General features: G+C 40.4%; 10 protein-coding genes. All 10 read left to right on the plus strand.

The window, feature by feature from the left end; translation table 11 throughout:
- The first annotated feature begins 5 nt into the window (after positions 1-5).
- The 10 genes from ACFEL9_RS05530 to ACFEL9_RS05575 all read left to right on the plus strand — a co-directional run bounded on the left by ACFEL9_RS05530 (position 6) and on the right by ACFEL9_RS05575 (position 15,847).
- The gene (locus ACFEL9_RS05530; protein ID WP_385886879.1) at positions 6-1,742 is read left to right on the plus strand and encodes a RagB/SusD family nutrient uptake outer membrane protein; all 1,737 of its coding nucleotides are present in this window, start codon (positions 6-8) and stop codon (positions 1,740-1,742) included.
- 49 nt (positions 1,743-1,791) lie between these two features.
- A complete protein-coding gene (locus ACFEL9_RS05535) occupies positions 1,792-3,435 on the plus strand; it encodes a glycoside hydrolase family 32 protein (protein ID WP_385886881.1) in 1,644 nt (547 codons plus the stop codon).
- A gap of 34 nt (positions 3,436-3,469) precedes the next feature.
- A complete protein-coding gene (locus ACFEL9_RS05540) occupies positions 3,470-4,993 on the plus strand; it encodes a glycoside hydrolase family 32 protein (RefSeq protein WP_385886884.1) in 1,524 nt (507 codons plus the stop codon).
- A 53-nt stretch (positions 4,994-5,046) separates the two neighbouring features.
- Positions 5,047-6,513, plus strand: coding sequence for a PQQ-dependent sugar dehydrogenase (locus tag ACFEL9_RS05545; protein ID WP_385886887.1), 1,467 nt, complete (start codon positions 5,047-5,049; stop codon positions 6,511-6,513).
- A 74-nt stretch (positions 6,514-6,587) separates the two neighbouring features.
- Positions 6,588-7,160 carry an RNA polymerase sigma-70 factor gene (locus ACFEL9_RS05550; protein WP_385886890.1) on the plus strand — a complete coding sequence of 191 codons (573 nt, stop codon included), beginning with the start codon at positions 6,588-6,590 and terminating at the stop codon, positions 7,158-7,160.
- Positions 7,161-7,442: 282 nt separating this feature from the next.
- Positions 7,443-7,733 (plus strand): hypothetical protein, encoded by a 291-nt coding sequence (locus ACFEL9_RS05555; protein WP_385886893.1) that lies wholly within the window; start codon positions 7,443-7,445, stop codon positions 7,731-7,733.
- Positions 7,734-7,791: 58 nt separating this feature from the next.
- Positions 7,792-10,911 carry a SusC/RagA family TonB-linked outer membrane protein gene (locus ACFEL9_RS05560; protein ID WP_385886896.1) on the plus strand — a complete coding sequence of 1,040 codons (3,120 nt, stop codon included), beginning with the start codon at positions 7,792-7,794 and terminating at the stop codon, positions 10,909-10,911.
- Between the two features lie 18 nt (positions 10,912-10,929).
- Positions 10,930-12,666, plus strand: coding sequence for a RagB/SusD family nutrient uptake outer membrane protein (locus ACFEL9_RS05565; RefSeq protein ID WP_385886899.1), 1,737 nt, complete (start codon positions 10,930-10,932; stop codon positions 12,664-12,666).
- A gap of 40 nt (positions 12,667-12,706) precedes the next feature.
- Complete coding sequence (locus ACFEL9_RS05570) at positions 12,707-14,251, plus strand: glycoside hydrolase family 32 protein (RefSeq protein WP_385886902.1); 1,545 nt, start codon at positions 12,707-12,709, stop codon at positions 14,249-14,251.
- Between the two features lie 435 nt (positions 14,252-14,686).
- Positions 14,687-15,847, plus strand: coding sequence for a FecR family protein (locus tag ACFEL9_RS05575; protein ID WP_385886904.1), 1,161 nt, complete (start codon positions 14,687-14,689; stop codon positions 15,845-15,847).
- The last annotated feature ends 56 nt before the right edge of the window (positions 15,848-15,903 follow it).

Below are 15,903 nucleotides of genomic sequence, written 5' to 3' on the forward strand. Positions count from 1 at the left end.
CTTTCATGAAACGTAATAATATAATATACATCGTATCAGCGCTAATGATAATCCTGCATGCGGGTTGTAAAAAGTTTTTGGATTATTCACCCAAGGGAGTTGTGACCCTTGATATTCTTAACACTCCCGAGCAGGCCGATAAGCTGGTCATCGCCGCCTATGCCTCTTTGGGAAATGATTTTGGTGGAACAATGCCCATATCCAATATGTGGCTTTATGGAGCAGTCCGCTCTGATGATGCATACAAGGGTGGCGGTAGTATTGCGGATGGTGGCGGCGGTCAGTTGAACGCCCTGGAGCAATATAACTTGGTCACAACCGATATGGCCCGCATTAATGATGTATGGACACTCATTTATAGCGGCATAGCAAGAGTCAATACTGCATTAAGGCAAATTGAAAAATTTGACGAAGCGGAATATTCCAAAAAGAAGGAACGGGTGGCAGAAATGAGATTTGTAAGAGGACATTATTGGTTTTTGCTCAAAACATTATTTAAATATGTTCCTCTCGCAGATGAATCATTCTCTGACGATAGTCTAAAGTATGTATCTAACCGTCAATATTCAAATGATCAGGGTTGGGAAAAAATTGCAAATGAATTTCAATATGCAGTAGATAATCTGCCGGAACCACAAGCGGAGATTGGCAGGGCCAGTAAGCTTGCCGCTTATGCTTACCTGGCAAAAGTTCGTTTGTACCAGGCCTATGAGCAGAATGATCAAAACAAGGTTATAAGTATTAACCAAGCGAAACTAAATGATGTTGTAAGCTTAATTGATAATGTGATCAATTCGGGAAAATATGCTTTGTCCGATGATTTTGCTAAAAATTTCATGCTAGAATATGAGAACGGGAAGGAATCAATATTTGCTATTCAATTCTCATTGGATGATGGAACGGAAATAGGGAGGTTAAACATGGGAAGTAGTCATAATTATAGTCTTGCGCCAGGCTATGGTTGTTGTGGCTGGAGCCAGCCAAGCCAGAATTTAGTCAATGCATTTAAAACGGACTTAGCTGGTCTTCCAATGTTCGATACTTTTAATATTTCTGAAATGAAAAACCCTGCGGACTTCCTTGTGAATGGTGTAGATCCCCGGCTTGATCATACAGTTGGGATATCCGGACATCCTTATAAGTATAAAAGCACTTTTGTTTATAGTGCAAGCTGGGCACGAACTCCAACGATCTATGGCCCTTATTCCACGATGAAAGAAATGCTAAGACCCGATGATCCGGGATTAAGAAAAGTAGGACCTTTTTTCGGCACGGCCAAGAACTCAGACATTATCAGGTATGCCGATGTTCTTCTCTGGAAAGCAGAAGCATTGATAGAGTTGGGAAGGCAGAATGAAGCATTGCCGTTGATCAATCAATTGAGGGTAAGAGCACGCAACAGCACAGGAAGATTGAAAAAGTCAGATGGCACAGATCCTTCCAACTACAGAATAGAAACTTACGTGGATGGAGTGAACTGTACATGGACACAGGATTTTGCACGTAAAGCCTTACAATGGGAAAGAAGACTGGAGTTTGCGATGGAGAGCCCCCGTTTCTTTGACCTTGTTCGTTGGGGAATAGCTGCAGAGACGCTTAATGGATACCTGGCCATTGAAAAAACAAGACATTCCTATTTAAACAATGCCTTTTTTACAAAAGGGCGGGATGAATATTTACCCATACCACAGGACCAGATCAACCTGACGGAAGGATTGTATAAACAAAATAACGGCTGGTAAAAGTTATCGCAGCGATGAATCTAAAATGATCCTTTAAACTTTTAAATAAATGAAATTTTTTCGCACAATTTTTTTAGTGATCCTCGGGTGTGTGGTAATGCAAAAGATCTACCCTCAATCCGAAAATCCTGATTATACATCAAAGGTTCCAAAGTACAGCTTTTCAAATTTGCCGGATAGCCAGGAACTGGAGCTAAAATCAAATCCATTGCTATTACGGTTTGCAACAGCAAGAAAAAAAATGGAAGGGGATAAGTATCGCCCCATCTATCATTTTATAAATCCTGAAGGCAACCTGAATGATCCGAATGGCCTTTGTTATTGGAAAGGCAACTGGCATCTTTTTTACCAGGCTTATCCGCCGGAAGATACACGGCAGCATTGGGGACATGCCGTGAGCAAAGATCTTATTCATTGGCGTGATCTTCCTTATGCTATATACCCTAACCCGGAATACCAGTGTTTTTCCGGAGCAACGCTTGTTGAAGAGAATCGTGTAATTGCCATGTATCATGGAACCCGTGTTGGAAATATGGTGGCGATTTCTGAAGACTCTCTTTTGTTAAATTGGGAAAAGGTTTCAGGAAATGCAGTTATCCCTTTGAACAATCCGGTCGGTCTTCCTTATTCTGTTTTTGATCCCTGCATCTGGAAAAAAGATGGAGTATACTATTCACTTTCCGCAGGAAGGTCAGCAAACGGTATTAATGGCAAATCATGGCGGGCTGATTATCTTTTTCGTTCCACTGATCTTATACACTGGGATTACCTGAAAGAATTTGTAGAAGGTGATCGCTTCACGTTAGCAGGCGATGACGGAGCCTGTCCTTATTTCTGGCCTATAGGTAATCGTTATATCCTGAATTTTTTCAGCCATATGAGCGGCGGTCAATATCTGCTGGGAGATTATGACACGATACAGGATAAATTCAACGCTACAGCTCACGGGAAGTTCAATTTTGGAGCAGCCATACCTGCAGGTGTTCATGCGCCTTCAGCCACACCCGATGGAAAAGGAGGAGTAATTATCTTATTTAACATGAACCCGGGAAAGCCGACTGCGGGCTGGAACCAGGTGATGACTTTGCCAAGGAGGTTAACATTAGCCGGCAAGGATACAATAATGATGGAACCCGCAGGTGATATTGAATCCTTACGATTCAATCATCATCATGTAAACGCTACCAATTTGCCTGCCAATAAGGAAATCGTTTTTAAAGACATACAGGGCAATGCCATGGAGATAATAGCTGAAATAGATCCAAAGGATGCACCCATGGTAGAATTGAATGTATTACGTTCTCCGAAGAAAGAAGAATATACACGTATTACATTTTTTAAAAATCGCGGATTTCACCAGGGAAGGCCTTATGAAGTGCCCAGGCCGAAAGACTGGAGATATAGTAATAACAGCATTATCTCTCTTGAGACATCCAATTCATCCATATTGCCGGATGTGCTTTCACGGGCGCCTGAAACAGCACCCGTAATGATCAACCCGGGTGAGAAACTTAGGCTACGAATATTTATTGACAAGAGTATTGTTGAAGTATTTGTGAATAACAAACAATGTGTAGCGGCAAGAGTATACCCAGGACGTGATGATAGTATTGGTCTGTCTGTTCGTTCGCAAGGTCAGTCCAGCGAACTTATTTCACTTGATGCGTGGCACTTGAAAAACATATATAAATAACCACAGCCTTAAAAAATATTGAATAATAATAACTATGAAAAAAATAGCTACTGGTTCTCTAATCATTTTTCTTTTTATCCAATCATCTGTGTTTGCACAATTATATGTTGATCCGGCTTATAATGAGCAATACAGGCCACAAATTCATTTTTCTCCAAAAGAAAAATGGATGAACGATCCCAACGGATTGGTGTACTATGATAATACGTATCATCTGTTCTTCCAGCATTACCCTGATAGCACAATATGGGGGCCGATGCATTGGGGACATGCCATCAGTAAAGACCTGGTACATTGGCAGCAACTGCCCATTGCTTTATATCCTGATAGCTTAGGATATATCTATTCAGGAAGCATTGTTGTTGATTCAGCCAATACTTCCGGCTTCGGGAAAAATGGCAAAGCACCGCTTGTTGCCATATTTACGCATAGTAACCCGGTCATAAGAAAAGAGGGAAAAAATACTTATCAATACCAGAGCCTTGCTTATAGTCTGGATAAGGGGTATACCTGGATAAAATATGAAGGCAATCCGGTTTTGAAAAATCCCGGTATCAAAGATTTCAGGGATCCAAAGGTTAGCTGGTATAAACCCGGGAGCAAATGGATCATGACATTGGCAACAAAGGACCGGGTGACTTTTTATTCATCAACTGATTTGAAGGAGTGGGAAAAGGAAAGTGAATTTGGCCAGGAACTCGGGGCGCATGGTGGTGTTTGGGAGTGCCCGGATCTTTTATCATTTGACATGAATGGGAAAAAACTGTGGGTGCTATTGGTAAGTATAAATCCCGGTGGCCCCAATGGTGGATCGGCAACCCAATATTTCGTTGGCGATTTTGATGGTAAGAGGTTTACTCCTTTTGATAATTCTACTAGGTGGGTGGATTACGGAACAGACAATTATGCCGGCGTCACATTCTTCAATACCGGGGACAGAAAAATATTCATGGGGTGGATGAGCAACTGGCAGTATGCAAATAAAGTTCCTACACAATCGTGGAGAAGTGCAATGACTTTGCCGAGAGAGATGGAGTTGCGCAAAGAAAATAATAATTATTACCTCGTTTCAAACCCCGTTGATGAACTGGGCAAACTTAAACCCGATGAAGTTTCGTTCAAAAATATTTCGGTCGATATGGAAATTGATTTAAGGAAAAAGCTGAAAATTCAGAATGGACGGTATCAGCTAAGCATCACTTCAGCGCAGCTTCAAAGTTTTACTATACAATTTTCAAACGCTCTTGGAGAAAAGCTTGTTGCAGGCTTCGATAAAAATACAAATCAATATTATGTAGATAGAACAATGTCCGGCAGAATAGATTTTGAAAAGAATTTCGCCAAAAGAATGGTGGCGCCAAGGATATCCAATAAGGCCGCCATGGAATTAAAGCTGGTAATGGATGAGTCATCAATCGAGGTATTTGCGGATGACGGGCTAACGGTTTTAACAGCGATTTTTTTCCCACAAAAAACATATGATAAGATCAATTTCAGGTCGGATCAGTCTTTTGTAATAAGCCGGCTGAAATATTCAGCATTAAAAAGAATTTGGTAAGGGTAGGTGAATGAATAGTAAGATACGGTTGGTAAAAAAACAAAATAAAAGATATGTGGTTGAAGCAGTTTAAGATGTATAAAGTTTCCGGTTTGATGATGATTTTTTTTATGCTCCTATTTTATTTGGTGCATACAGGCTGCCTGGAGCAGAAAATAAATTCATCTGTTTCGAAAGAAAAAGGAGGGAAAGAGAGAAGTCCAGAAAATAATTATAAAAATTATTGTTCAGGCTGTCACGGTGAACAGATGGACATGTTTGTTGACCGAAAATGGAAACATGGAAACCTGAAGGAGAATTTGTTTTATTCAATCAAATCGGGATGGCCGGATGAGGGCATGCCCGGTTTCGATACTACATTCAATGATGATGAAATCAATGAGCTGACCGATTATATACTCAATGGTATTAATAATGTAAAAAAATATGATTTTAAAGATGTCTCCCTGCAGTCCAGCCTTTTTACATCAGCATCACAGGATATTCGTTTAGACACGGTAGTGGCAGGACTGAAAGTGCCGTGGGGTATGGCGTTCCTTCCTGATGGTGAAATGCTGGTCACAGAACGGTCGGGCAAATTGTACCGGCTTACGCGCAGTAGAGATTTACAAAATATTGAAGGTGTTCCGGAAGTATTGGCAGAAGGACAGGGTGGACTATTGGATATTGCATTGCACCCGGAATTTTCAACGAATCACCTGATCTATTTTTCCTATTCGCTTCCAAAAAAGACCGACAGCCTTACATTGGCTACCACAGCAGTTATGCGGGCCAGGCTTGATGGCAACAAATTAACGGAGCAAAAAAACGTATTTGTGGCGCTGCCATTCTCAAGAACAAGGCATCACTTTGGTTCGAGATTGCAATTTGGAAAAGATGGCATGCTATACATTTCAGTAGGCGAACGTGGCAATGAAAAAGGAAATCCTCAAAACATCAATAATTCATTGGGTAAGATTCACCGCATCAGGGACGATGGCAGTATTCCTGCTGATAATCCTTTTGTAAACCAAGAGAACGCTGTTCCATCGATATACTCCTACGGGCATCGTAATCCACAAGGGATGACATTAAATCCAGCAACCGGTGAGATATGGATCAATGAACATGGGCCAAGGGGTGGCGATGAGATCAATATCATAGGGAAGGGGAAAAACTATGGATGGCCCGTTATTACCTACGGCATTAATTATAATGGTGTGCCGATTACTAATTTAACAAAGAAGGAGGGTATGGAACAACCGGAGTTATACTGGGTGCCCTCCATTGCGCCAAGCGGGATGACGTTTGTAACCGGCGACCGGTATAAAAACTGGAAGGGAGATATACTGGTAGGGTCACTCCGGTTTAAGTATTTGAACAGGTGTAAAATAAAAAACAATAAAATAACCAGCGAAGAAATGCTGCTGAAGAATATCGGCCGATTAAGGGATGTGAGGATGGGGCCGGACGGATATATATATGTATCGGTTGAATCTCCCGGGGCTATATTCAGACTGGTGCCGGTAAAAAAGAAATAAAAACGTTGAATAGGTATTCAGACACTGCCATGCAGACATTTATAAAATAATATTGGAAGTATGTCCCGGTTCAAATGAGTCAGCATCAAAACGTAAATATTGTCAATAAAGAACAATTACTTGAAGAATTGTTTTCTGATAATAATGCTTTCGAACTTTTTTTCAGAAAGCATTTCGTATCCCTGTGTGGCTTTTGCCAGCTCAAATTCGGGTTTAGCATGGAGGCAGCCAAGGATATTGCACATACCGCATTTATAAAACTGTGGGAGAGTCGTCTTACTCTTCCGCCGCAATTACCTGTTTTGGCTTATTTATACCGGGTAATAAATAATAGCAGCCTGGATGTTCTTAAACACGATAAAGTCAAAAGAAGGTATGAAAAACATCTTATTCAAAGCGCATCGGTAGGCAAATTCAGGAGCGAGTTTGAAAATATTGAGTTTAAACAAATGAATGCAGATATCCAGGCAGCCATAGCTGAGTTGCCATTGCAAATGCAAAAAATATTTAAACTGTGCCGTTATGAAGGATTGAAATATGCTGAAGTAGCGGACCAAATGAATATTTCGGTAAAGACCGTTGAAACGCAAATGGGCAGGGCGTCGGTAAAATTGAGACAAAAGCTATCCTATTACCTTGCCCAGTGAGGTCTTTTTTGCCCGGTATTTATTCCATAATTATTTTTCTTTCCTGTAAGGGTGTTTTCATTCCAAGTCGTTTTACTGCGTACGGACAATGACAACCCGATAGAAGATCTGATAGTAAAACAGCAGATCAAGACACCTGAATTTTTTTTAAGCTATAACAAGCAAGCTGATTATTGTTTTTGTGTAACGAAAACAAAATTGCAAACAATTCGTACAAGAAATCAAAGATCCGGGTATTTGTTGTTCTAAGTCAGGAGCCTGACGATTGAAAATAATTGCCAGATGGAAAAAGATAAATTTACTTCCTGGCCCTTAGTCGCAACACTGGGGAGCGAAGATTCAGTTAAGTGTACTTTTAATTTTTATGTATCCCCGTCCGGGTTTATCTGTGATCCAGGTGTTAGAATCTTCTCCGTCACTGCTCCATTTTATATTGTTGAAACCTTTCCTGCCAACCAAAGACACAGGGCGGTAAGCCTGTGTCAGTTCAATAGGAACAAAATAGTATTTCAATCAGCAATCGTTTGTCCTGTCCGTGCAAAAGAGCAAAATTTCTCAATTGAATTTTTATAGGTTGAGTTATGCGGTACTCTTGAAAACATACCAATAATAGCAACTTAAACTAACGATTATGCAAAAATTTGCCTTTTTAATTACATTCCTGTTTTATGCAATAACTGTTTTTTGCCAGGAAAAAGAACTATCCGGAACTGTTATTAATAAAACAAGCAAAGACCCCATGCAGGGTGTAACTGTTCAAACAAAGAACAGAACCACTATTACAGACGCCAATGGAAAATTTTCGATCCTGGTTTCCATGGGTGAAACTGTTTCATTTAGTTATGTTGGAATGAAAGCAGCAAGTGTCCGTGCAGGTAACAATCTGAAAGATTTTGCAATAGAACTGGAGGAAGAAAGAAAGGAACTTGAACAGGTTGTTGTAACAGGTTATCAGACTCAAAAAAAAGTGGATTTGACCGGTGCTGTTTCAGTGGTGAACATCGCACAGGTAAAAGATATCCCGACAGCAAACCCCATGCAGGCTTTGCAAGGCAGGGTGCCGGGACTATATATTGAAACAAGCGGAGTACCTAATGGCTCCAACCGCAGAGTTCTTATCAGAGGTTTAAATACATTGGGAGATGCAAGCCCTCTGTATGTTATAGATGGTGTGCCAACAAAAAGAGCGCAGGTTTTTTCCAGTCTTAACCCCAATTCAATTGCTTCTATCCAGGTTTTGAAAGATGCTTCCGCATCGTCCATCTATGGATCCAGGGCCTCTAATGGAGTAATTATTGTAACTACAAAAGAAGGATTGGTAAAGGGAGCACAGGAGAAAATTAGCATCCAGTTTAACTCCAGTATATCAGCTCAGACGGAAAAGCCCTGGAGAGAAGATGTATTAAATGCAGAAGAAAGAGGAAGGGCATTATGGAGGGCAGCCGTTAATGATAAGACAAATCCAACGGTGCATAAAGCCATTTATACATATGACTGGAATGGAGACTATAATAACCCGGTGTTGAATAAAGTAAATATCGTACCCTATGTAGGTGGGGACCTTACTGAACCCGTCGGAAATACCGATTGGCAAAAAGAAACATACAAAACCGCTATTATTAATTCCCAGGATCTCACTATAACCGCCGGTACAAGAAAGACGAGTTTATTAATCAACCTCGGCTATTATAAAAACACGGGGATGATTGTGTACACTAATTTTAACCGGTATAGCATACGAATAAACTCCAGCACGACTTTATTTAATGATAAACTTAAAATTGGAGAGAACTTTGAATTGTCCCGGTCGTCAGAAGTTCTCTCCACCAATGATTTGGGAGGTGCTTCTGTTCCCAACCTGGCGATAACCTTGTCTCCTACGATTCCTGTGTACACTACAGATGGGAAGTATGCGGGTGCGCTGGGTGCAGGCTATCCCGACCGAAATAACCCAGTGCATATGCAATACATCAACAGGTGGGACAAGAATAATGAACTGCTTTTATTCGGTAATGTATATGCACAACTCGAACCGGTTAAAAATTTGTTCCTGAAAACGAATTTCGGAGTTGATTATTCAAGTACACTTAATAAAAATATCGATATAGCTTTTAAAGAAGGGTTTCTTGCAAGAACAGTAAATAGTTTGTCAAAAGTGCAAACTTACCGTTCGGGTTTAACCTGGTCCAATACCATTAATTATCAATTTGACTGGGGGCAGTCGCAGTTCAACCTGTTGGGTGGTTCAGAAGCAATCCTGCAAAATTTTGATCAGTTTGGAGCATACAGGGAAGGATTTGCCGTTCAAACGGATGATTATATATATTTTAATGCCGGGTCCGGAAGAAGTACCAATAGTGGTTCAGGGACAGGGAACCGGTTGTTCTCTTATTTTGGGAAAATAAACTATTCTTTTTCTAATAGGTATTTAGCGGCTGCCACGTTGCGCAGAGACGGCTCATCACGGTTTGGCTCCGAAAATAGATACGGCTTATTTCCGGCTTTCAGCATTGGGTGGAGAATAAATAATGAAACCTTTTTTTCAAATATTTCAGCAGTTAGTGATCTTAAGCTGAGAGCAGGGATAGGACGCGTGGGTAACCAGGAGATAGGAGATGCGGCAAGCTTTGCACTTTTTGAGCCAAGATATGGTACCCTCCAGGGTCTATATCATAATATTGGAACAGCATATGACCTTAATCAAAATGATGGTGGCGCATTACCTTCGGGGTTTGTTTCGGTTCAGGGAGGGAATTCAAATTTAAAATGGGAAAGCACTGATGAAATGAACCTCGGTGTGGACTTTGGATTTTTAAATAACAAGATCAGTGGAACATTTGATTACTTCATCAGAAAAACTTACGACATTCTTATTCAGCCGCCGATAGCAAGCGCTATAGGTGAGGGAAAGCTAAAATGGCTGAATGGTGCAAGTAAAAGTAATAGAGGTTGGGAATTTTTGTTGAATTATACGAATACAGCAGGTGCGTTTACCTATACTATAAGTGCAAACGCAGCTCATTTCAGTGACAAAATAACCAGTCTCCCCGAGGAAGTACGAACAGCTTACCCTGGTAATGTAGAGAAAACTATTTTAGGTCATTCACAGGCTTCCATCTTTGGATACAAAACAGATGGGATTTTTCAAACACAGGCGGAAGTGGATGCGCATGCTACACAAACAGGCAAAGGTATAGGCAGAATCAGGTATAAGGACCTGAATAAAGACGGGAAAATTGATGCATTGGACCAGGATTGGCTGGGTACCACGCTTCCGGATTTGGAATTCGGTTTGCGCATTGATTTAGGGTATAAAAATTTTGATCTTTCCATCTTTGGGTCCGGGGTCGCCGGCAAGAATGGCACGGATCCCATGAAGTCCCTGAATAGTTTTGCTGCTGTAGGATCAAATAATGGAAAAGGTGTTTTACATGCATGGACACCGCAGAATCCCAATTCGAGAGTTCCAATGCTTTCCCTGGTAAACAATAATAATGAAACAAGACCTTCTGATTTTTTTACTGTAAATGGGTCGTACTTCCGGCTCAGAAATGTTCAACTAGGCTATAGTTTGCCAACATTCAACATTCGTAAGGTTTCAATAAATAGTCTTAGGTTTTATTTAATCGGGCAGAATCTTTTTGTACTTAAATCAAAGGAGTACACAAGTAAAGATCCTGAAAGAATAGGCTCACTGGATTTTTGGCCGCTTCCAACAACTATTACAGCAGGTTTAAGCATTACACTTTAATTCCAAACACAAATTATTATGAAATACAACTTCATTACATTAATAATGCTGCTAACGATTCTTTCTTTCGTTGGCTGTCAGAAATTTTTAGAATCCAAACCTAAGGGTACACTTACAGAAAGTGATTTAAATACTCCCGAGGCAATTGATGGCCTTGTAACTGCAGCCTATGCAGCAATAGGTAATGACGACCGCGAAGATCCTATCAGTAGCATGTGGGCCTATGGAAGTGTGCACTCCGATGACGCTTATAAAGGTGGAGGTGCGGTAAACAACCGTACAGAATACGATGCGTTAGAACAATATTATACGATAGAAGCGGCACAAATTCCGAATAACGCAGGTTTTCCCGCTACCTGGACAAATCTCTATCGCGCAATCTCAAGGGCTAATTTTGCATTAAAGAAACTCAATTCTGTTTCGGAAACAGATTTTCCTCAAAAAAAGACCCGCCAGGGTGAAGCCCGTTTTCTGAGAGGGCACCTTAACTTTCTTTTGAAAATATTATTTAAATACTTTCCTTATATCGATGAGGAGTCTTCTGATAATGATATTTTAAAAATTTCCAATCGCACCTTTTCTAATGACGAGTTATGGAACAAAATTGCAGATGATTTCCAATTTGCGGTCGCCAACCTTCCCGTTAGCCAGTCTCAGCCGGGGAGGGTCAACCGCTTATCAGCAGAAGCCTATCTCGCAAAAGTCAGACTTTACCAGGCCTATGAGCAAAATGAAAATCATGGGGTGATTAATATCAATAAAAGCAAGCTTGAGGAAGTAGTTGCATTGACAAGTGATGTCATCAATTCCGGTAAATATAAATTGTCGACTGATTTTGCCGAGAATTTTTTATGGGATTATGATAATGGCCCCGAGTCGATATTCGCCATTCAATATTCTATTAATGATGGTACTATCAATGGGAGATTGAGTATGTCTACCAGCCTTAACTATAGTAATGCTCCTCAATACGGCTGCTGTTGGTTTCACATTCCATCCCAAAATATGGTGAATGCTTTTAAAACGGGTCAGGAGGGCCTTCCGATGTTTAACACATTTAACGACGCGGACCTGAAAGATGCTGATCTTGTATCGGCAGGAGCAACTGTTGATCCGCGTATCGATCATACCATAGGAATCCAGGGACATCCATTTAAATATAATCCTAAAATTCTTTATTCGCATAGCTGGGAAAGAATCCCCCAGATCTATGGATCGTTTGGGAATATGAAAGAACAACAAGCTGCCGATTGTCCTTGTTTTAAAAAAGTGGGCCCCTATATCGGTTCTTCCAAGAATGTAGATGTGATCCGCTTTGCCGACTTGCTTTTATGGAAAGCGGAAGCGCTTATTGAATTAGGTCGACAAGAGGAGGCCAGGCCATTGATCAATCAAATCAGGGCCAGGGCAAAGAACAGTACCGGAAGAACAAAGTTTTTAGACGGTTCGAGTCCTTCAAATTACCGGATCGCGGAATATGACGGTATCAATCTGACCTGGACGCAGGCGAATGCAAGAATGGCTCTTCAGTGGGAAAGGCGCCTGGAGTTTGCGATGGAAAGCCCGCGTTTCTTTGATCTTGTTCGATGGGGTATCGCGGCGGAAACATTGAATGCTTATTTAGCTGTTGAAAAAATAAAAAGGGATTATTTAAAGAAAGCATTCTTTACAAAAGGTAAAAATGAATATTTCCCGATACCCCAAAAGGAGATTGATTTTACCAAAGGATTGTATGTTCAAAATACCGGCTATTAAAATTTAACACCACAAGGATATTTTCATGAAATATCAATGCATGATTATACTATTAATGCTTCTGGTATACTATGAAGTTGGCGCCCAGCAAATAACTGAGGAAGCCGTAAACGCAAAAAAAGAGATTTCTTCGGTTCCAAAAAAAGGAACAGAGGCTACCGACCCTTATCGGTTAAACTATGCTGATGTGTATGAGAACATGCATTACAACCAGGTCCTTCGGCCCCAGGTCCATTACACTCCTATCACCGGCCAAATAGCGGACCCGACCGGATTAATAAGGTATAAAGGAAAGTATCACCTGTTTTATATGTATGATGAATGGTCAAAAAGAAGAAGGGATAATAAAAACTGGGGCCACGCTATCAGTGACGACTGTATTTATTGGGAGCAGCTGCCGCCAATTACCAATACAATTATTGACAACAGGCCGGGAAGCGGTAGCGGCATCATTGACTGGAATAATACATTGGGTCTTCGAACCGGCGCCGATAAAACAATGGCTGTTTTTTATACCGATTATGGCAGGGGCGTTTGCCTTGCTTTCAGCACTGATGCAGGAAAGACATGGGTACGGCATAAAAAGAACCCCGTTATTCCGGCTAAAGAAAACAGGCGTGACCCCAATGTTTTTTGGTTCAAACCAGATCAGTCGTGGCGAATGGTCATATATGATTTTCCAGGCTTTTCTTTTTACAAGTCTGATAATTTGCTGGACTGGCAATTTCTTAGTAAGCTGGATGGCTTTTTTGAATGTCCTGACATGATTGAAATGCCTTTAGATGGAAATAAACAAAATAAGAAATGGGTTTTAATTGACGGTAACGGCTCTTACTATGTTGGTGAGTTCGATGGGATACGGTTTAAACCCATCGGTGAAAAACATTCTTTGGGGGAAGAGACTGTATTGAATACATCGGGCGGACGGACAAATTATTATACAAAGGATATTTATGCCACACAAACATGGAAACAATCTTATGAAGGGGATGGTCCTTTTTATCAATTGGCTTTCATGATGATTAATGAGCCACCGTTTCATGACAGGATATGGAGCCAGCAAATGATTTTTCCCGTGGAGCTTTCGTTAAAAACTATCAATGGCAGAATAGTGTTATGCAGGAATCCAATTGATGGAATAAAACAATTACGATATGATCCGCATGCCTGGCAAAATTTAGCTATAAAGCCTGGAATAAAATTGATGGAGGAGATAAAGGGAGATGTGTTCGAGATCATTGCGACAATTGACCTGGGCAAATCAAAAGAAATCGTATTTGATATCAGGGGAGAAAAGATCATTTACAATTCATCGCTGCAGGAGCTTTCTTTCATGGGGGCGAAGGAAAAAATAACCCCGGCAAATAATCAGGTCAAATTAAGATTTATCGTCGACAGAAATTCAATCGAAATATATGCAAACGAAGGCGAAGTAACCTTTACCAGGTTGTTTTACCCCGACGCATCGAATATGAACCTTGGTCTATCGGCTTCAGAAGGCGAATGCCAGGTGCTGAATCTTGAGCTGTATAGATTGGAATCAATATGGTTAAAGCGGGAGCAGGAATTAGGTTATAAGCGATAGAAGTGAATTTAAGTGATCATTTAAAATCTAATAGCCCGGATGTTCTTAAACCCGGCAGATCCAAAAAGAAAATTCTGCAAAATCTTGTTCAAACACGTCAGCATAAATTCAGGAACGAGTTTGAAAATATTGAGATTAAGTAAATGAGTATATCTAGGCAGCTGTAGCTGAATTGCTATTGAAATAGAAAAAATATAGAACGCTGCCGGTAGAAACAAATGGAAACTGCTGAAGTGGCAGACCAAATGAATATTCAATAAAAAGCGGTAAAGCGCAGAAGAACAGGGCGTTCATAATTGAGGCAAGAGTTATCCCATTACCTTACTCCGAGAAATATTGTTTTACCACCCGGTATTATCCTTCAATTTTTTTTCTTTCCTGTAAGGGTGTTTTCATTCCAAATCGTTTTACTGCTGCACGCACAATGACAACCCGATGGACGATCTATTAATAAAATATCTGTCAAATGAGTTGAGTGAGGAGGAAAAAATACTCGTACGGAACTGGATTAATGATAGCGGTCAAAATGCGGATTATTTTGAAAAAGTAAAGAGATCATGGGAACTTATTGATGTTGATCACAGTATGGAAAAGATAAATATTGATAGTGAATGGGAATATTTCAGGAAAAAAAGATCGGCCGGTCATCTAAAAGTTGTAGGGGATGAACATGCCAGTGAGTCGGAGAAAGCGGATTTTAACGGCATTGCTTTCAGAAAAAGAACAATCAATAAAAAAATAGTACTGGCGAGCGCTGTAGCGGCCTCGGTACTATTAATCGTTTGGATGGGAAGAAATATTTTCATGAATATTCCGGGGGAAAAGCAGTTAGCGATAAAAACAAATGATAAGATTGATAATAGCTATAGCGTTGTTATCAGGAAAGAAATTAATACCTCAGTCATACCTAAAAAAATCCGGTTGGAAGACGGATCTGAGATTGTGTTATACAAAAATAGTGAGGTAAGCTACAAAGAAAAGTTTGAGCATAATCGTAGGAATATCGGGTTGACCGGGAAGGCTGAGTTCTCCGTTGCAAAAGATCGCACAAGACCATTTACGGTGTTGACAGGTGATGTCTCCACTACAGCATTAGGTACTGAGTTTACAGTCACCTCATACCCGGAGAGCGATAAAATCGCAATCAGGTTGTACGAGGGTAAGGTTGTTGTAAAATCATCTCTTGAAACACCAAAAAAACTCGACCGGGAATATATACTACTACCAGGCACTGAGTTGGTGTATGACAAGGTAAAAGTAAATGCAAGAGTCAGGTCATTCAGGACAGCAACGGTTTCCGGGAAAATAATAAAAAGCAATAAAAAGGTGGTAGAAGATAACCCTTCTTTGCCCGGTGATAGTGGAGGCTCATGGTTTATGTTTAATAATCAAGCCCTGGATGAGGTGTTTGATCAATTAGCCAATATGTTCCAGGTGAAAATTGTCTACCGGAAGAAAGAGGTAAAGAGAATGTATTTTATTGGCAAATTCGAAAAATCAGAAGAACTGAAAAATATATTAGAGCGAATAGCAACACTAAATGGTTTAAAAGTGAGCCAGGAAAACAATGGATTTCTGATTCAAAAGAAAAACTGATGTGCCGGTAGTTTCGATTGACCGGTGATTTTTAATCTAAACAACACTGCTTGCAT

Origin of the sequence: Terrimonas alba (assembly GCF_042434975.1) — a bacterium.
GTDB classification, from domain to species: Bacteria; Bacteroidota; Bacteroidia; order Chitinophagales; family Chitinophagaceae; genus Terrimonas_B; species Terrimonas_B alba.